Genomic DNA, 17,677 nt, shown 5'->3' on the forward strand with positions numbered 1-17,677 from the left:
TGATCTACGAATTCTGCAGCGGTATTTCCACGTCACCCTGCATCAGATAAATGCTTTCAATATGATCAACATCAATAATCCTTGTAAAGTTCTCAATCACCAGATACTCTGACTTTTCCTCATCCGGTCCGTAAATTCCTCCTCCGGTAAAGTAATCTTCCGCCTGGTAGTCCAGCTGTGTCCCGTCATCATAGACAATTTTACGGATCGCCAGCCTTGCATCTATTTCAAGGCCCGGGTCGTCGCCCTCATACGTAAATGTATTTCTCTCGTCCTCTTCAACTTTCATGGCGCTCTCATAGTCAGCGTATATCTTGTAGCTCAGCGGTGAAATTTCAATGCGGTTGATCAGAATATCATATCCTCCGAAATCATACGTCCGGTTAATCTCATATGTCCGGACCATATCACTGCTTCCATCAATCGTATATTCGAAAGACCATGGTCCTTCTGCAAGCAGCGTTCCCTCATCAGGCATCGGCGCTTTCACTCCCTGATAATCCATCAGGGCATCAAGTGTCAGCGTGATCGTCCTTCCGCTCCAGTCAACCGGGCTGCCGAACAGGTAACTGATTTCATATGTCACTGTGTCAGAGCTCCCGGCATTCTCAGGTATGATAAATCCACCGCTCCCGCCGCTGCTGCTTCCTTCGCAGATATCCCCGGCAGGTTTTCCGTCAATCAGGACGTCCAGACCATTTGCAAATCCCAGATCGTCTGTCGCCTGCACCCCATCCGGCAGCTGCACTTCGCAGAGCATGTACAGATTGTAATCATCATGCAGCACCTGTGTCAGAGTAACGCCAACCCCATCATGTGTGACCGTCTGGCTGACATCCTGTATGACGCCTTCCTCCGGGAGTGTTTCCTGCTGTTCCTCACTTGGCTGGAACTTCTCAAGGATCGTTGGGTTCCATCCAAACCATTCCGCTGCCAGAACCGTTCCCGAGGCCAGTACGCACACGGCCGCCGCCGCAACCATCACCCTGAACCCGATGCCCCGCACTTTTCTGGTTTTTCTTCTGCTTAGTTCTCCCAAAGTCTGCTCAAACCTCGCATGAAATTCTTCGGGCACCTCGGGTGCCACATGTTCCCATCTTTCTCTCTCTAACATAATACGCCCTCCCTGTCTCCAAGCTGCACTCTGAGCTGTTCTCTGGCTCTGGACAGACGGCTTTTTACCGTCCCCTCCTTCATCTGCAGGATGTCAGCCACTTCCTTCACAGAAAATCCGTCCAGGTAATAAAGTGTGACAAGCACTCTCAGCTCCTGCGGCAGCTCCATGATCGCCAGGTACAGGTCCGTATACCTGTCCTCCTCCCAGAGCTTTCTATCCTGCATGTATTCCTCATAGGGAACCAGATTTCTGCGTTTTTTCTGTATCCGGTAACATTCACGAAGCAGAATACGGATAATCCACGTCTTGAAATACGCATCCACCTTCAGAGTGTGAAGCTTCTCAAACGCTATCGTGAGTGCTTCCTGAACAGCATCTGCACAATCCGCATCATTTTTCAGTACGGACATCGCCACATGATACATCGTCGCCTCTGCACCACGCACCGCATCCATAAATTCCTGTTTTTTCATCGTAAGTCCTCCTCACCAACCGGCCGGTTGTTATTTCCTTACAACTATTAGAGACAGCAGATCTGCTTTTGGTTCTCAGGAATTTTATTTATTATTCCTGAAAGCTGATTTCCGTTCCATAGAGGACATGTTCACTCAGATGCCGGGCAAATGCTTTTCCTCTTTTTTAACAGGATCGTCATCAGACCAGTAATAGCCTTTCAGTTCATCCAGATATTCTGCCACATCACAGACAAGCACGGAGATGACATCCGTTTTCCGGCGCCGTCATATTACTAAGATACATTTTTGCTAAAAAAGGTTGCAGTTTTAATAAAATTTCATCTGTCTTCGCATAAAATCTATACAGAACTTAAAAAATTATCATTATGCATTTTAATTTTGACATTTCTATGATAATATATAAATAAATTACTTCCTATTAATAATGTAAGCCAATGCAGGCCGTATCACCGATACTGCCTTATTTTTATTCAGGAACCCATCTATTGCTATAAGAAAGGAGTTTTGCGGATGCTGCTGTCTCAGACCAGATTCTTAGAAAAACTGAAAGAAAGCCTGAACGCAGTCCTGCCGATCATCGGTATTGTGCTGCTGTTGAGCTTTACCATCGCACCCATACCGTCGGGTATTCTGCTTTCATTTATCCTGGGCGCTGTGCTGCTGATCATCGGAATGATGTTTTTTACCCTGGGCGCCGAAATCGCCATGACCCCCATGGGGGAGAAAATGGGAACAAAAATGGCCAGAACACAAAATCTTACGGCTATCACGGCTCTCTGCTTTCTGCTTGGTTTCATGATCACAATATCAGAGCCCGACCTGCAGGTACTTGCAGAGCAGGTTCCATCGATTCCAAATTATACACTGATACTGGCTGTAGCCTTTGGCGTTGGTGTATTTCTTGTCATCGCTGTACTGCGAATGCTATTTTCTATTCCGCTGTCTCATCTGTTGATCGTATTTTACACCGTCGTATTTATCCTGGCATTCTTCGTTCCAAAAGATTTTCTTGCGGTCGCCTTTGATTCCGGAGGAGTCACAACGGGACCCATGACTGTGCCGTTCATCATGGCTCTCGGTATTGGTTTTTCAGCAGTCCGGAGTGATAAACATGCGGAGAATGACAGTTTCGGTCTGGTCGCTCTGTGCTCTATCGGCCCTATCCTGGCTGTATTAACTCTCGGCCTGCTTTACAACCCACAGAACACGGAATATGTGCCGGATGCAATCCCTGATATCCAGAATTCCATAGAACTCTGGGGGCATTTTGCACACGGGTTCCCCGTGTATATCAAGGAGATAGCAGTTTCACTTCTTCCAATTGTTGTGTTCTTTGGCGTTTTTCAGATGGTATCACTCCGGCTGAAAAAGAGGTCTCTGCTGAAAATCGTAATTGGTATCATCTATACTTATATCGGTCTGGTTTTATTTTTGACCGGTGTGAACGTTGGGTTTATGCCCGCGGGCAACTATCTTGGACAGATTATCGCAGGACTGCCCTACCGCTTAATCATCCTGCCCATCGGTATGGTTATCGGATTTTTCATCGTAAAGGCAGAGCCCGCAGTGTACGTGCTGATGGAACAGGTGGAAGAGATCACTTCCGGTGCCATTTCGGGAAAGGCAATGGGAACAAGCCTCTCGATCGGTGTCTCGATCTCCCTGGGGCTTGCCATGATCCGGGTTTTGACCGGCATATCCATTTTCTGGTTTATCGTACCGGGTTATGCCATTGCTATTTTACTGTCCTTCTTTGTTCCCAAGATTTTTACGGCGATAGCGTTTGACTCCGGCGGTGTGGCATCAGGTCCTATGACAGCAACGTTTCTGCTGCCCTTCGCAATGGGAGCATCGCAGGCAGTCGGCGGAAATATCGTCACAGATGCATTCGGCATCGTAGCCATGGTTGCCATGACACCGCTTATCACGATTCAATGCCTCGGTGCTGTGTATCAGATACAAACCAGACGGCTTTCCTCTGTTCCGGATGAACCGGCATCTTATCTTGACACATGGGAAGATAATGATATTATTGACCTGTGATACCTGCTGTGAATAGGAAAGGAACTATAATATGAACGAAATCTATCTGATGGTGGTTATCGCCAACCGCGGTATACGTGAAAAAATCATCTCATTTTACAAACAGAATAACATAACAGTCACATTCGCCACACTGGGATCTGGTACTGCACACAGTTCTGTCCTGGATTATCTCGGAATGGAAGCAACGGAGAAAGCCGTTTATTTCTCTTTTGTCACCAGAGAAACCTGGAAGACCCTGAAAAAAGAGCTTCAAAATAAGATCAATATTGATATCCCCGGGAGAGGGATCGCCTTTATTATCCCGTTGAGCAGTATTGGCGGCAAAAAAATCCTGGAATACCTGACCCTGAATCAAAATGTCATTATAGAGGAGGAGAGCACATTGAAGGAAACCACGTATGAACTGCTGGTAACAATCGCAAATACCGGCTATTCCGACACCATTATGGAAGCTGCCAGAAGTGCGTACGCACCCGGCGGGACCATTATCCATGCCAAGGGCACAGGCATGGAGGAGGCTAAAAAATATCTGGGCATCACGCTCACCGATGAAAAGGAAATCATTTTTATTGTTGTGAGGACTGCCCAGAAAAACGGGATCATGAAAGCGATCATGGAGCAGGCCGGTTCAAAGAGCAAAGCCGGGGCCATCGTATTTTCTCTTCCTGTAGTCAGCACAGCAGGACTGAGGCTTATGGAGGAAGACACCTCAGAATAATTTCGCCGTTATGGTCTCCTCTGCGTACAGGGAAGACCAGACAGGCATTTTCCGCAGACTTCAGAGCCTGAATCTGCTGCTTCTTCGCCCTCTGTGGACGCGTAGGAGTTTCCAAACTGTGTGTAGACTGCTGCATTTTTCAGACACTGTGCAAAGCATCGGTGCCTGTCATAGCCTTCTGTGGTCAGAGCGCCTGCCGGACAGCGGCTGACACAGACGCCGCAGCTTTTATTTCTTCTGTACAGGCATGCTTCCTCCGTCCTGGGCTCTCCCGCAGTTACATCCAGATTCGTCACCAGCGCATTCAGCCGTCCCGCGCATCCGGATTCCGTGATAAGCATATTGTTCAGGCCAAACGTCCCAAGACCTGCTGCATATGCAAAGTGACGAAACGACCAGTGACTGACCAGCTCATCGCGATAAAAGACCGTGCTCTGGGGCGACACGGCCCCGCGGTACCCCCTGGATTCCAGAAAACGAATCATGTGTTCATTTAATCGGAGAAACATGGCATTCGTTGCTTCGTAAATCTGTGCCCAGTCTGCGGACGCCATTTCCCCCTGCCTGTTTCCTTTTGCCACCCAAGGCTGAAACGGTACAAAGTACACCATGATCACCGTTGCATCCGGCATGACTTCCCGGGGCATCTGATGGAGCTTATGTACGATGCCTGGAAGTTGTCTGATATAGGGATGTTCCACATCGGCAAATCCCACGAGGGGCTTCCCCCATTTATCTTGCAATGGCCCCGACGCATCATACGTCCGGACAAACTCATACAATTCTTGTTCAATATCTGTTCGTAAATCCATGGTTACCTCCTATGCCACACATACTGCAGCTCTGATAAGGGCTGGTGAAAGTATTCTTTCCTCCTTATTCCTTCATGGTATAGCTGTCTGTCTCTATGATAAATGAAAAACAGTAATTAAGAAAGTCAAATCTCTACATTGCCAGATTATTGATATTTCCTGCCAGAAAAATTTTTGCCGCGATCTGAAATCATAATCAAAACAAGCTGTTTGACATTTCCGGGAGTGGATATTAGAATAAAAAGAACGATGGCGGTAAGTTTGATTTAAAATCCAAGGCAGGTGTTTATGAGGAATTATGACGTTGGGGTGCTCGCGACTTCCCAGGAATATTTTCATGTCGCAAGTGTGTTTGCTAAAAAAACACTGTTTTATCTGATATCGGGCGGGGATTATCAGTGTGATGACGCTTATACCGTCATCAAAGGCGGCATGCCTGAGAGCTTTTATGTGATGCTGATTCAGAAAGGAAGACTGTACATTGAAATGAACGGCAGTACGTATCTCGCGCCGCAGGGAACAGTCTTCGTGCTGGACAGTAAAATTGACTGCCATTATTACGTCAGGGACCGTCTTTCCATGCAGTGGATCCAGTTCAGCGGTATTATGGTACAGAATTTCTTTGATATGCTGTATGAAAATAATGAACACAACGGCCCTGTATTTTACACCGACGACATCCTGTCCATGTCAAAAAAATTCAGTTTTATCATGAATATGTTCGCAGCCAACCAGATCAACGAGTTCCTGGGCTCCCTTTACCTTCATGATATCCTCACGGCTCTGACTCTGCTCAACCCGCTCTCCCAGGAGGACACCAATCTGAGCATGATCGAGGTCGCCCGCTACATAGACAAATTCCACAGCGAGAACCTGACTGTACAGAATCTTGCCAAGGGCTGCAATCTGTCCGTCTATTATTTTATCCGTGCCTTCCAGCAGGTCCACGGCTGCACCCCACACCAGTATCTTGCAAGTGTCCGTTTTGACAGCGCAAAACGCCTGCTGCTCACAAGCAATCTGAGTGTTGAGAAGATCGGTGAAATCGTCGGCTTCTCCAGCGGCTCCAATTTCGCGCGGGCTTTTAAAAAAGAATTTGGATATTCGCCGACAGAATTCAGGGATTATAATCCCTCAGACAATTTTCTTCCATGACTCATGAACACGAACAATAAATGCGCTTTCCGTTCTTTTCCAGTGTAAACTCAGGTGTGATGTATCTTCGTTCCATGAAAAAATTTGAAGAAGTTAGATCAGTTTGCATGAGACGTCGCAAAGCCCAAAACAAACTGCTAACAAAAATAAAGAAGAGCTTGCTCATATTTATTATATAGCAATCTCTTCTCTATTCATAACATTATTATTTCAATCCACAGGTTTTACCCTGACAGGTTTATTATATCATATGAAATTATAAACTTCAATAAGGTTATGGAAGATATATTTTTTGTTGACCTACCTGGTAAATTATGGTATATTCATTTTAGGAAACAATTGTGTTTAGGGTGGCGTTGACCTCATTCTACATAGAATGGGGGTGGTGCTTATGAAGAACAAATTCAGCTTTAACGACTTGATGCAGTTCGGATTATTTTTGGTTGCACTACTGACATTCATTTACTTGATTAGTCTTTAGTAGCGCATAGAAAAACCACCCTTGAAACTTTGGCAGGTGTCAGGGTGGTATTTTCTACTTCTTTCACAGGTCAAACCACTTCTGGGCAGTTGTTTCCTTCTATGTTTATATCATAACAGATTGCAGAAATTTATTCAAGATTTTTTTACAGAGTGTAGATTCAGTTTCCCGATAATCACCATTTATAAAATCACACACATTAGGAAAGTACAGAGAGTCTTCATCTTTTTTATAGTTTACATCACAAGTTAGGTGCGTTTACAAGACATTACACGCATCTCATGGTCTTCCATTCGGATACATTACCACTTCCAAAGCGCTTCCGTCCTTCATCGCCTCAAATCCAACGCCGAACTCCTCAAGCGCCAGCCGATGAGTGATCATATCCTCAAGTTTCATCGGAATATTTGCAAGCATCTGAATCGTATGATGCCAGGTATACGTTCCAATATAGCTGCCGTAGACAGTCAGATCCTTTCTGGTGATCTGGCTCTGGCAGATTTCCTGAGTGGCTGCCATATTGAGTCCAAACAGCAGGATCCTTCCCGAACTTCTCGCAAAGCGGATTGCATCTTTGATACAGAACCCAACGGCATCAATCACAACATCTGCACCAAGCCCTTTCGTCGCCTCCTTGACAGCCTCATCCGCCTCCTGCGGCGAAACCACAACATCGGCTCCCATATTTCCTGCGTACTCTCTGCGGAATTCCGTCGGTTCTACAGAGATTACCTTGCCGGCCCCATTTAATTTCATCAGCTGGATAAAGTATAAGCCAATGGCTCCCGCACCGATGACAACCACCGTTTCCCCCGGCATAAGCCGCACTTTATTGGCTCCGCTCATCACACAGTTCAGCGGTTCCGTGAAGATTGCTGTCTCCAGTGGAATATCCTTATCAATCTGAACAGCCAGTACATCCGGAACAACCGCATACTGTGCAAAGAATCCGTCATCGTCAAATCCCAGGCATTTCAGGTGCTCACACATACTCGCATGACCTGTCCTGCAGAAATAACATTGCCCGCATGGCATATTATTGTCGCATACTACGCGGTCTCCCGGCCTGAAGCTGGTGACCCCCGCTCCCACCTCAAGGACAGTCCCCACCATCTCATGTCCGATCGTGATGCCTGTTTTTGCCGGATATCCCGGAGGGTTCCTCAGGATCATCATATCAGAACCACAGATACTGCAAATGTCTATCCTGATTAATATCTCATTGTCTTTCTTAATCTTCGGAACCGGTTTTTCCTCAATCGCAAATTTACCCTCATCTTTCAGGACGACAGCATTCATTTTTTCCTGCATTTCCAAACCCCTTTCTGTATGAAACACCATTCGTATTTGTAAAACCCCTTGTTTTCTTACTATTATAGAGGTTATATCAGAAAGATCAATTTGAATTATTGTCAAAAATCCATTCCGAAATTGCTTATCCGCATAAAACGAAAGATTTTTTACAGAGGAAATGCTACATTATTCCGGTTTAGACCTTTATCCTCCCCGTAACACATGACAATTTATCCGGAAAATAAAAAAGAGCTGGTCTGCCAGGAAATTCTCCGACAGACCAGCAAGAGTAAAATATTAGGAAGTAAAATAGGATGCCATAATTTCAGTACAGTCCAATACCTCACGGGTATCCGACCGCTGTCGCCTGCACATGCCACTCTACAAATGTTCCGTCCTGGTCCCGGACTTCCCATTCTTCTCTGTCGATACAATAATCGGCAGCACCTGCAAACTTTGCTTTTTCCTCCGCGTACCGGCAGGCCAGCTGACTGGCGAGCGTTTTCGCCTGATCATAAGTCAGTGCACGCAGACGTTCTTTTTCTGTATATATAAAGTAAGATTCATTCCATTTGTTTCTTCTAAGCAGTACGCCGGATGTCTCGATAATCTGTCCGACCGCAGCGCCAACTGCATTTGCAACACAGGCGTGCTCAGGTATATTGCAGCGCATGCCCAGTCTGGCAGCCGCAGCCCGCAGCCATATGGGTGCCGGTGCACCCGTACCGACCAGTATCCGGATATTTGAATTTCCGAACACATCCATACTTTGGCGGCAATATTGGGCTAGTTTTTCCACGATTTTTTCACGCAGCCTTTGTGCTTCCCGCAATACAGGAACGTCTGCTTTGGCTGCCGCTTTCTGTGCAAATTCCATGATGCCACGAATAGCTTCAGGTAACTCCCAATGTACATATTCACCGGTCACATGCAATACATCTGTCGGTGTGAGTCCGGATTTTCCACTGCACACCCCGGACCTGCACATCGGTACCAAACGGCGCGGTCCGATTTGTATCGTGCCGTTTGGTCTTCTCCTGATCTCACTGTCGCCGCCAAGCCCGAACGTACAGATCTCCAGAGCCTTTACCCTGGTTCTCCATCCCGCAAGGCAGGTCCCCTCCTCTGAAACTTTGCACTGTCCATTCTGCAGACAGGCAATGTCCGTCGTGGTGCCGCCCATATCAACAACCAGACAATCCTGGTAACCGCTTATGAACCTGGCTCCGATGACACTTGCCGCGGGCCCCGAGAGGACTGTCTCCACCGGACGTTCCACGGCATAATCTGCCCGCATCAGACTTCCGTTGCCGCGCACGATCATTACAGGGGCCCGGATTCCCCGCTCCCTCATCACATCGTAAACGGTTGTGATCAGATTTCTGATAATTGGAATCAGCCTGGCATTCAGCACCGCCGTAACCGTCCGCTCATAAAATCCCAGCGAACCGGAAAGCTCATGTGCACAGACCACCGGAAGATCTAATACCTCCGCAACACGCCGTGCCGCCTGTCTTTCATGTTCCGGATTCCGGACACTTGCATACCCCGATATAGCCACCGCATCACATGTATGAAGGAATCCGGCAAGCTTAGCATTAAGCTCACCCTCATCCAGCGGCCTGCTGATCCCGCCGCGGATGTCCACTCTGGCGGGAAGCTCCACGGATATATCTGCAGGTAGCTCCCCGTCCGGTCTTCCGCCGAGTAGCAGAAGCCCCACCCGGCTGCCTTTTCCTTCTACAATGGCATTGGTCGCCAGAGTGGTGGAAAGGCTTACCATATTAATCTGCTGCCAGGATTCAAAACCAAGTGCATCCATGCAGTTCCTGATCCCAACCGTCAGGTCGTACTGCGTAGTCAGCGCCTTCGCCGTATGCAGCACTGTCCCGGTATCCCGGTCCATGATCACGCCGTCCGTATACGTACCTCCGGTATCCATTCCTAAAATCAGCATAGCCGCTCCTGTCTGACTGTTATGTTATGGTGGTTAATGCATCGTCTGACCGCCGGAGATATTGATCGCCTGACCCGTCATATACTCTGCATAGTCAGAAGCGAGGAAGACCGCAATGTCTGCCACATCCTCCGGTGTCACCCAGCGGCCCAGCGGTATCGCCGCCTGCCATTCCTTCAGGGACTCTTCCGGTTCTACGCCGTCCAGCTCATAGACCGCCTGTGCTTCCCGCAATGTCATCTCACTCATGACGGAGCCGGGACAGAAGCAGTTGACCCGGATCCCCGTATCTTTTAATTCCATCGCCAGGGCACGGGTAAACCCAATCACAGCTGCCTTGGTTGCACAGTAGTGTACCTGTTTCGGGATCGCACCTTTTCCCGCCTGGGAAGCAGTATTGATAATACGTCCAAAACCCTGTTTTTTCATCTGCGGGATCACGGCCTGTGAACACAGGAACACACCTTTACAGTTGACCGCAAAGATGGCGTCCCACCATGCTTCCGGCATCTTTTCAATTTCGCTGACTGTACAGATACCTGCATTGTTGTACAGCAAATCTACTTTCCCGTACAGTTCCACTGCTTTATCAATCATCGCCTGTGCATCTTTCGTATCAGTGACATTTACCTGCATGGCACTGGCTGTTCCTCCATTTTTGCGGATGATCTCTGCTGTTTCCTGTGCCTTATCCACTGCCATGTCCGCTACAAGGACTGATGCACCGTGGCCTGCCAGCTGAATACAGATTGCGCGTCCGATACCGGAACCTCCGCCGGTTACAACGGCAGCCTGCCCCGCTAATTCTATCTGATTTTTCATATACTATTTCTCCTGTCTTATTATAGGATGTTGTATCATTTATATTTAATCATCACTTCGTTTCCCTCCCCCCGGCCGGTTGGCGGCCAGCCGGGACTTCTTTTGAGCTAAGGGAATATAGAAGTTTTTAAGAGGGCTTTATTCACGCATACATTGAGAAAACTTTTTCGTAGATCTCAAATGCGTCATCCAGAATATCCAGAGAACAGTAGTTCAGGAATGTTTTGTTTCCTCCTGCCGTCAGGATACCGTTTGCTGCCAGCGCCATCGCAAAATCTGTCATTCTCGCGGACGCAAACTGCCGTTTTGCTGCCTGTTCTTCTTTGGAATATTCCGGGAAGGTGGCAACGTGTTTCATGCCAGTCAGGTCGATCTGAAGCACAGATCCTGTACTGGAGATAATCGCCGGAATATCGTATTTATTTGCCAGATCTGTCAGTCTTCTTGTAAATTCAAGACCTGCCTGATTCAGTCTGTTCGGAATGTCTTCTTTCTGCAGCTTGCAAAGTGTCACGTAACCTGCACAGCAGGAGATCGGGTTGGCTGTCAGTGTACCACCGACAACAATCTTATTCCCCGCAATATGTGCCACGCCCGCTGTCAGCACGCTCATAATGTCCTCACGCCCGCCGAATCCTCCGGCAGATGCAAACCCTCCGGCGATGACTTTACCAAACACTGTGATATCCGCACGGGTATCAAAATACTCCTGAGCACCGCCCAGTGCCAGGCGGAATGCCGTTACGACCTCATCGTAGATCAGGATCACATCGTATTTGTCACACAATTCTCTGACGCCTTTGTGGTATTCGCGGGTTGTCGGGAGAACGCCGGAATCCTGACCCATGGCTTCCATGATAAAGCATGCCGTTCCGCCGTTCTTCTCATTTTCTTTGAAGCAATCTTCCAGCGCGTTCAGGTCATTCACCATAACAGCTGATATATTGCCGAAACATTCATCCGGTATCCCTGCAGCAAATGACGTCTTGGAATCACAGTAGCGGATATCATAGATCAGCTGATCGGAAATACCATGGTAACAACCTTTCAGCTTTACGATATTCTTCTTTCCGGAAAATGCACGCGCCGCGCGGATTGCCGCCATACATGCCTCAGATCCGGAGCCCATCATACGGAATTTATCGACGGATGGGAAAAATTCTTTTACTTTCTGTGCCAGTTTATATTCATATTCATGGTACAGGCCTGTCAGATAACCCGTTGTGTTGAGTGTCTCGATCACGGCATCGTGAACATCCGGATCATTATTCCCAAGAATGGAAGGACCTCCGGCACCGATAAAGTCGATATATTTGTTACCGTCGATGTCATAGAGGTAAGCCCCTTCACCTTTCACGCAGTTCAGTGCAAACGGATAGTTGTTGGCAAGATTGTGCTGTACGCCTCCCGGAATCGCGCTTTTTGCTTCCTCGATCGTTCTTTTGGACGTTGCACAGTGGGTGTCGAACCACTCCAGACACTCTTTTTCCGCCTCCGGTTTCAACCTCTTTGTATGTTCCAGTACGTATTTTGCTCTCTCATGTACAGCATCGTAATTAAACGCATCTAAATATTCCATCTTCATAATCGTTCTCCTTTACCCATTGGTTTCGTTCAGTTTTCGGTACATATCTTCCAGACTTTGGTAACTTTCCCGGTAACATTCATACATCCGGTCATATCGCTTCTGATACCCGGGACGCGGCATGTACGTTTTTCCACATGTCACGACGTCATCCAGTACAGTAAAATCCTTTGCTTTGCCCAGCCCCACCTCGATACAGGACTGCAGTCCCAGATTTCCGGCGAACCGCGGATTCTCAAGCGGGGTAAACGGTGTATCCAGTACATCAGCAAGCATCTGGTCAAAGACTTCACTCGCCATGCCTCCTCCGATTCCCCGCAGGAAATTTGGGTTCCAGCCATTTCTTTCCCGGTGTATATCACGCATCCAACGGAGATTAAAGCATACCCCCTGCATCACGGCCAGCGCGATATGGCGGCGTTTCGTACTTCTGGTCAGGTTCAGCAGCGAGGCTCTCACTGTCGTATTGGAGATCGGCGCTGACGCTCCTGCCAGAAACGGAAGAAATAACACACGTTCCTCTTCCTCCTCAATGGCTTCCTGGATATCCTGATTCATCAGCGTATACACGTCCGCTCCCTGTTTCACTTCTCCGGTGTAAAATGTATTCAGCAGATAGTCGATGCAGCTTCCCCCGGAATCGGTATCATAGAAATGGTATCTGAGCCCCGGAACCGGTGACGGCATCCGCCCCGGCAGGGAATCGGCATCCGATGTCGCCGTTGCCAGCCATGCGCTCGTTCCCATATAAATGTGCGCATCACCCGGCCGGATGCATCCAGTCCCCAGCATCGCCGTCGCATGGTCCGAACAGCCCCCGAACAACGGAATCCCCGGGACAAGTCCCAGTGCCTCTGCCGCATTTGGGGTCAGCAGTCCGATCAGTTCCGTTGAACCTGCGATCCTCTCCGGCACCAGCCTGCGCGGAAATCCAATCAGCTCAAACATGTCCTCATCCCAGCATCGATTTGCGATATCCACCAGGCAGGTGGCACGGGAACCGGTGAATTCATACGCCCATTCACCCGTCATCCTGTGAAAAAGAAACGCTGAGACATCCAGCATCGCATGCGCGCGCGTAACCATTTCCGGCCTGTTTTCCAGAAACCACAGAAGCTTTGAGATCACGTTTTTTCCGCTGAATCGCTTTTCTTTCAGGCGTTCATTAATCTTCTGCGCCTGTGCTTCGGCTCTTCCATCCATCCACATCACACAGTCTGTAAGGGGACTTCCATCCACATCTGTGAAAATAATGGTGGTTGCCGTCTGTGCGATCGCAATGCCCGCAATATCGGAGGGATCCACCTTTGTTTTTTCCAAAAGCTTCTTCGTCGCCTGACACATTGCATTCCAGTGTTCTTCCGGCTTTTGCTCCGCCCATCCGAACTTTGGGAAACAGGTAGGGTAAGGAGTATTTTCAATGCCGCATAACTCGAACTCCTGACTGGACAATGCCGCCTTGACGCTGCCCGACCCAAAATCATAAGTCAGATGGTATGTCATAATGTCATCCGCCTTTCTGTACGTTAGATTTCAATCACAACTTTTCCCGCCGTACCTTTTACCATCAGATCGATGCCATCCAGCAGCTGCTCAAGCGGCAGTCTGTGAGTAATCAGTTTATCGATTGGAATCAACTTGTTTTCTATAATCCTGATCGCCAGCGGGAAGGTTCCCTTCGTGATATAGGTCCCGCGGATCGTGAGTTCCTTTTCCGTGATCGGATACTGCGGGATCGTCACCTGCGCTGTCTGATTGACGCCGAACACCACAATCTGTCCTCCCTTTCGGGCAATCTGCAGTGCGACCGGGAGCATTACGCCGACTGCATCCACCACAATGTCTGCGCCTTCGGGTGCGTATGTTCGAAGTTCGGTCTCAAGGTCCGCCTCTTTAGGGTTAACGGTCACATCGCAGCCCAGCTTCAGGGCCAGATCCCTGCGGTATTCCATCGGCTCGGATACCGTCACGTGCGCACCTGCCGCTTTGTAAAGCATCGCAAAGATCAAACCGATTGGACCTCCGCCCAGCACGACAACCTCATCGCCGGGCTTGGCTTTTACCGTCGTGGTTCCGTTCAGCACACACGCCAGCGGCTCTGTCAGCGCTCCGATATAAGAAGGCACCTCGCTGTCGATCACGTAGACCATCCGCTCCTCGATACAGAGGTACTCAGCCATCGCGCCGTCTATACGGTCGCCGATATGACGGAAGTTTTCACACAGATTGATATGTCCGGTACGGCACGGTTCACATTTTCCGCACCAGATATTCGGATGAACCACAACCTTGTCCCCGACCTTGCAATTTGTCACATCCTCGCCCACTTCCTCGACAATACCGCAGCCCTCGTGGCCTACGACGATTCCGTCCACGAAGTCAAACGCCGGAGGGTTTGCCAGTGCCCGCACATCCGTACCGCAGATGCTTACCGCCTCAATGCGGATCAGCACCTCATCCGGTCTTGTGATCTGAGGCTTCGGCACCTGAACGATGGGACATCTCTCCTGTCCGACGCCATTTTTATTAAATTTCGTTCCACGCATCATTTCCATCATAACAGCCCTCCCTGTTCCACAATATCACGGTGATGTCCGCTTGTTCCGAACAGGCGCAGCTTCTTCTTCGCTACCTCCTTCACCTGTTGGCGGGCATACGCCGAGCAGACTCTTGGTTCTTTCTCACCTTTGTTAAACATTTCCTTCATGGCACCGGACCACGCATATTTCAGTTCTGTTCCCACATTGATCTTGCTGATGCCGCAGGAAATCGCCTCGCGGATCATCTCATCCGGGGTTCCGGAACCGCCGTGCAGTACCAGCGGCACATCCACAGCCGCCCTGATCTCCCTGATCCGCTCAAAATTGATCTTTGGCGGTTTCGTATAGACACCGTGAGCGGTTCCTACCGCCGGCGCAAGGGAACTTACTTTCGTCTCCTCCACCATGCGCACACAGTCTTCCACTCTTGCGGTTTCATCACCGTCATCCATCTGGTCATCATCCACGCCGACCCGGAAGATTCTTCCAAGTTCCGCCTCTGTATAGATTCCGGCTGATTTCGCCACCTTTACCACCGATTTTGTCAGTGCGATATTCTCATCCAGCGGCAGCGCGGAACCGTCCACCATCACGGAAGTATAATCACTGCCAATGCAGCGCATGATCAGCTCATAGTCCGTCGCATGGTCCAGATGCAGGTACGCACACGTCCTGCTCTGTGCGATCGCCTCCAGACTCGCCTTTGCCAGAACCTCATTGTGCAGGAATGGAACGTATGCACTGTACGGCTGTACGATCACAGGCGCGTCCTCCTCCTCAGCTGCTTCCAGTACTGCGAACAGTACATCCAGATTGTAATAGTTAAATGCCGGTACCGCGTAACCTTTATTCCGTGCGTCCGTCATCATTACTTTAGGTGAAGCCAACATTTTCAACACACTCCTTCTCTACCGGCTGTGGTCTTTGATCAGCACAACCGTCGTTTTTATGTCATTGTCTGCCTGTATTCCCATGTCACAGAGCATCGGTCCAACCTCTGTGGGCTCGGCGTCTCCCGGCAAAATGGTATTCAATTTTCCTCCCATGAAGAAGATGTATTCTCTTCCCCGTTCACGGGCGAGCTCCAGCAGCTGTTTTCCGTAATCCAGCGCCTGGCCGTTGTGACAGCTGACGCCCACGTATGGAGTCCCGTCTTCATCCGCAGCATCCAGCAGGTCGATGGGGTCCATATCCACTCCGATATTGATCGTAACCGCTCCCATCTCGCGCAGCACACCGTCCACCAGCTGCAGACCATACGCGTGTGCATCTCCGGATGCAATCACAATCTTTTTTCCCTCCAGGCTTTTGCCGAGTCCTTCCGCTTTCAGCTCCTGTATGATCTCATCACGCATCTCATTTGTCTGGCGTCCGAGAACCGTGGGGTAAAAAGGAATGACTTCTTCATTCTGTCCGTCTGCCGTTGAGGAATGGAATGCTTTTTCCAGCTTCTGCGGTGCAAATTTCTTCAGCATCAGCAGCATTTCCAGCGGGTCCTCCGTGTCAATGCCCGCCTCTTTGAACGCGGACATGGCATTGTGAAAATACGTCTTTGCTTCTTTTACCATCACGTCTTTCATTTCGATGATCGGTGTCCAGTCAATCAGCGGCATCCATTCATCCGCCTTCTCCTCCACGCGCTTGCCGCAGCTGTAGATATTCAGCAGCTCCTGCAGCGTCGGCACGGCAATCTTTTCCGTGATCGACACCGGGTTAATAGCAAGCGCCATGTGGAATTTTTTCTCGGCACAGATCTCCAGCAGCATCTCCTGCGCCGCAAATCCATAGTTTCCGTCAATGTCATGATCCCACTGCATATTGGTGGATCCGTTGATATAGGTGAGCACCGGCTGTTCCTCAGTGCCCATCAACTCGTGCAGCGCCAGGGCCACGGCGATTCTTGTGTTTCCCTCGCTCAGCAGTCCGCCGAAAGAGATCACGTATCTCGCACCGCACAGTTTCGTACAGATATAGTGCTCAAGCAGCGCATATCCCACATACGACGCGCAATCCATGAAATACCCGGGAAAGCTGTCGTCCAGATATGTCTCCACCGCAAACATATCATCCCGTTTGCTCGCCATGATCCCCAGGGAAGTGACCATATCTGAGTAGCGTTTTACATCATCGGTGAATCCCGGATAGTCCCACAGGAACTGTCCGAAGGAACCGACCCGGACCGCACCTGCTTTCAGTGCATTCACCGTCGTCTCGATAGAATTCGGGCAGACCAGATGGTGGTCATTCAGGCTGATGTCGATCGGAGCCGCATTCCTGAGTGCCATCCAGTCGTCCAGGCTCTCCAGCATAAAACTTGTGGTCTTGGGTGCATTTTCTCTGTATTCTTTCGGCAGTGCCACATTTCCGCTTGGGATGTGCAGCATGGATCCAAGCTTAAATCCGGTCCGCTCCTGGAATTCGTAGATCTGCTTAACCGCTTCCACCTCGTCCGCAAGCGTCGCAAGCCCCATCAGCAGACACCAGTAGATCCTGCCTTCCCGCTGACACGCCTTTTTATACTCCATATGATTCGCATAGCCCTCATACCAGGTGAGCGGTGCCTCAAAACTGTTTCCAATCTCGATTCCTTTTTTCACCAGCTCACGTCCGTCCGCGTGAGGAGCCGGCTTTAACCCGCGGATATATTCTAACGTTGCCACGTCCATTCCTTCACA

The 17,677-nt window shown here is 49.3% G+C and carries 14 protein-coding genes; 3 read left to right on the forward strand and 11 right to left on the reverse strand.

Annotation, left to right across the window (positions count from 1 at the left end):
• Positions 1-4 precede the first annotated feature (4 nt).
• Together MCG98_RS02335 and MCG98_RS02340 are read right to left on the reverse strand one after the other, a co-directional pair.
• Positions 5-1,114, reverse strand: a complete 1,110-nt coding sequence (locus MCG98_RS02335) for a DUF4179 domain-containing protein (protein WP_240300261.1) — start codon at positions 1,112-1,114, stop codon at positions 5-7.
• The gene (locus MCG98_RS02340) at positions 1,108-1,590 is read right to left on the reverse strand and encodes a sigma-70 family RNA polymerase sigma factor (protein ID WP_240300262.1); all 483 of its coding nucleotides are present in this window, start codon (positions 1,588-1,590) and stop codon (positions 1,108-1,110) included. Before MCG98_RS02340 ends, MCG98_RS02335 begins: the two co-directional genes overlap by 7 nt.
• Before the next feature lie 513 nt (positions 1,591-2,103).
• Between MCG98_RS02340 and MCG98_RS02345 the strand changes: the two genes are divergently transcribed.
• Positions 2,104-3,636, forward strand: coding sequence for a DUF1538 domain-containing protein (locus MCG98_RS02345; RefSeq protein ID WP_240300263.1), 1,533 nt, complete (start codon positions 2,104-2,106; stop codon positions 3,634-3,636).
• Positions 3,637-3,667: 31 nt separating this feature from the next.
• Positions 3,668-4,357 (forward strand): P-II family nitrogen regulator, encoded by a 690-nt coding sequence (locus tag MCG98_RS02350; RefSeq protein WP_240300264.1) that lies wholly within the window; start codon positions 3,668-3,670, stop codon positions 4,355-4,357.
• Positions 4,358-4,365: 8 nt separating this feature from the next.
• Here MCG98_RS02350 and MCG98_RS02355 read toward each other — a convergent pair whose 3' ends face one another.
• Complete coding sequence (locus tag MCG98_RS02355) at positions 4,366-5,169, reverse strand: epoxyqueuosine reductase (protein WP_240300265.1); 804 nt, start codon at positions 5,167-5,169, stop codon at positions 4,366-4,368.
• A gap of 288 nt (positions 5,170-5,457) precedes the next feature.
• Between MCG98_RS02355 and MCG98_RS02360 the strand changes: the two genes are divergently transcribed.
• Positions 5,458-6,324, forward strand: a complete 867-nt coding sequence (locus MCG98_RS02360; RefSeq protein ID WP_240300266.1) for an AraC family transcriptional regulator — start codon at positions 5,458-5,460, stop codon at positions 6,322-6,324.
• A 760-nt stretch (positions 6,325-7,084) separates the two neighbouring features.
• Here MCG98_RS02360 and MCG98_RS02365 read toward each other — a convergent pair.
• The 8 genes from MCG98_RS02365 to MCG98_RS18925 form a co-directional block, all read right to left on the reverse strand.
• Positions 7,085-8,116, reverse strand: coding sequence for an alcohol dehydrogenase catalytic domain-containing protein (locus tag MCG98_RS02365; protein ID WP_240300267.1), 1,032 nt, complete (start codon positions 8,114-8,116; stop codon positions 7,085-7,087).
• A 325-nt stretch (positions 8,117-8,441) separates the two neighbouring features.
• Entirely contained in the window at positions 8,442-10,055 is a 1,614-nt protein-coding gene (locus MCG98_RS02370; RefSeq protein ID WP_240300268.1) for a hydantoinase/oxoprolinase family protein, read from the reverse strand.
• Between the two features lie 33 nt (positions 10,056-10,088).
• Entirely contained in the window at positions 10,089-10,877 is a 789-nt protein-coding gene (locus tag MCG98_RS02375; RefSeq protein ID WP_240300269.1) for an SDR family NAD(P)-dependent oxidoreductase, read from the reverse strand.
• 142 nt (positions 10,878-11,019) lie between these two features.
• Positions 11,020-12,462, reverse strand: a complete 1,443-nt coding sequence (locus MCG98_RS02380; protein WP_240300270.1) for an aminotransferase class III-fold pyridoxal phosphate-dependent enzyme — start codon at positions 12,460-12,462, stop codon at positions 11,020-11,022.
• Positions 12,463-12,474: 12 nt separating this feature from the next.
• On the reverse strand, positions 12,475-13,965 hold the full coding sequence (locus MCG98_RS02385) for an FGGY family carbohydrate kinase (protein WP_240300271.1): 1,491 nt from the start codon (positions 13,963-13,965) through the stop codon (positions 12,475-12,477).
• 23 nt (positions 13,966-13,988) lie between these two features.
• Entirely contained in the window at positions 13,989-15,020 is a 1,032-nt protein-coding gene (locus MCG98_RS02390) for an alcohol dehydrogenase catalytic domain-containing protein (protein WP_240300272.1), read from the reverse strand.
• Positions 15,017-15,892 carry a class II fructose-bisphosphate aldolase gene (locus MCG98_RS02395; protein ID WP_240300273.1) on the reverse strand — a complete coding sequence of 292 codons (876 nt, stop codon included), beginning with the start codon at positions 15,890-15,892 and terminating at the stop codon, positions 15,017-15,019. Before MCG98_RS02395 ends, MCG98_RS02390 begins: the two co-directional genes overlap by 4 nt.
• A gap of 18 nt (positions 15,893-15,910) precedes the next feature.
• On the reverse strand, positions 15,911-17,662 hold the full coding sequence (locus MCG98_RS18925) for a cobalamin-dependent protein (protein WP_240300275.1): 1,752 nt from the start codon (positions 17,660-17,662) through the stop codon (positions 15,911-15,913).
• Positions 17,663-17,677: the final 15 nt, after the last annotated feature.

It is taken from the genome of Ruminococcus sp. OA3 (assembly GCF_022440845.1).
Lineage (GTDB): Bacteria > Bacillota > Clostridia > Lachnospirales > Lachnospiraceae > Ruminococcus_G.

Coding starts and splice junctions, on each gene's coding strand:
- MCG98_RS02335 (WP_240300261.1), bottom strand. CDS start 1,114: ATGTTAGAGAGAGAAAGATGGGAACATGTGGCACCCGAGGTGCCCGAA.
- MCG98_RS02340 (WP_240300262.1), bottom strand. CDS start 1,590: ATGAAAAAACAGGAATTTATGGATGCGGTGCGTGGTGCAGAGGCGACG.
- MCG98_RS02345 (WP_240300263.1), top strand. CDS start 2,104: ATGCTGCTGTCTCAGACCAGATTCTTAGAAAAACTGAAAGAAAGCCTG.
- MCG98_RS02350 (WP_240300264.1), top strand. CDS start 3,668: ATGAACGAAATCTATCTGATGGTGGTTATCGCCAACCGCGGTATACGT.
- MCG98_RS02355 (WP_240300265.1), bottom strand. CDS start 5,169: ATGGATTTACGAACAGATATTGAACAAGAATTGTATGAGTTTGTCCGG.
- MCG98_RS02360 (WP_240300266.1), top strand. CDS start 5,458: ATGAGGAATTATGACGTTGGGGTGCTCGCGACTTCCCAGGAATATTTT.
- MCG98_RS02365 (WP_240300267.1), bottom strand. CDS start 8,116: ATGCAGGAAAAAATGAATGCTGTCGTCCTGAAAGATGAGGGTAAATTT.
- MCG98_RS02370 (WP_240300268.1), bottom strand. CDS start 10,055: ATGCTGATTTTAGGAATGGATACCGGAGGTACGTATACGGACGGCGTG.
- MCG98_RS02375 (WP_240300269.1), bottom strand. CDS start 10,877: ATGAAAAATCAGATAGAATTAGCGGGGCAGGCTGCCGTTGTAACCGGC.
- MCG98_RS02380 (WP_240300270.1), bottom strand. CDS start 12,462: ATGAAGATGGAATATTTAGATGCGTTTAATTACGATGCTGTACATGAG.
- MCG98_RS02385 (WP_240300271.1), bottom strand. CDS start 13,965: ATGACATACCATCTGACTTATGATTTTGGGTCGGGCAGCGTCAAGGCG.
- MCG98_RS02390 (WP_240300272.1), bottom strand. CDS start 15,020: ATGATGGAAATGATGCGTGGAACGAAATTTAATAAAAATGGCGTCGGA.
- MCG98_RS02395 (WP_240300273.1), bottom strand. CDS start 15,892: ATGTTGGCTTCACCTAAAGTAATGATGACGGACGCACGGAATAAAGGT.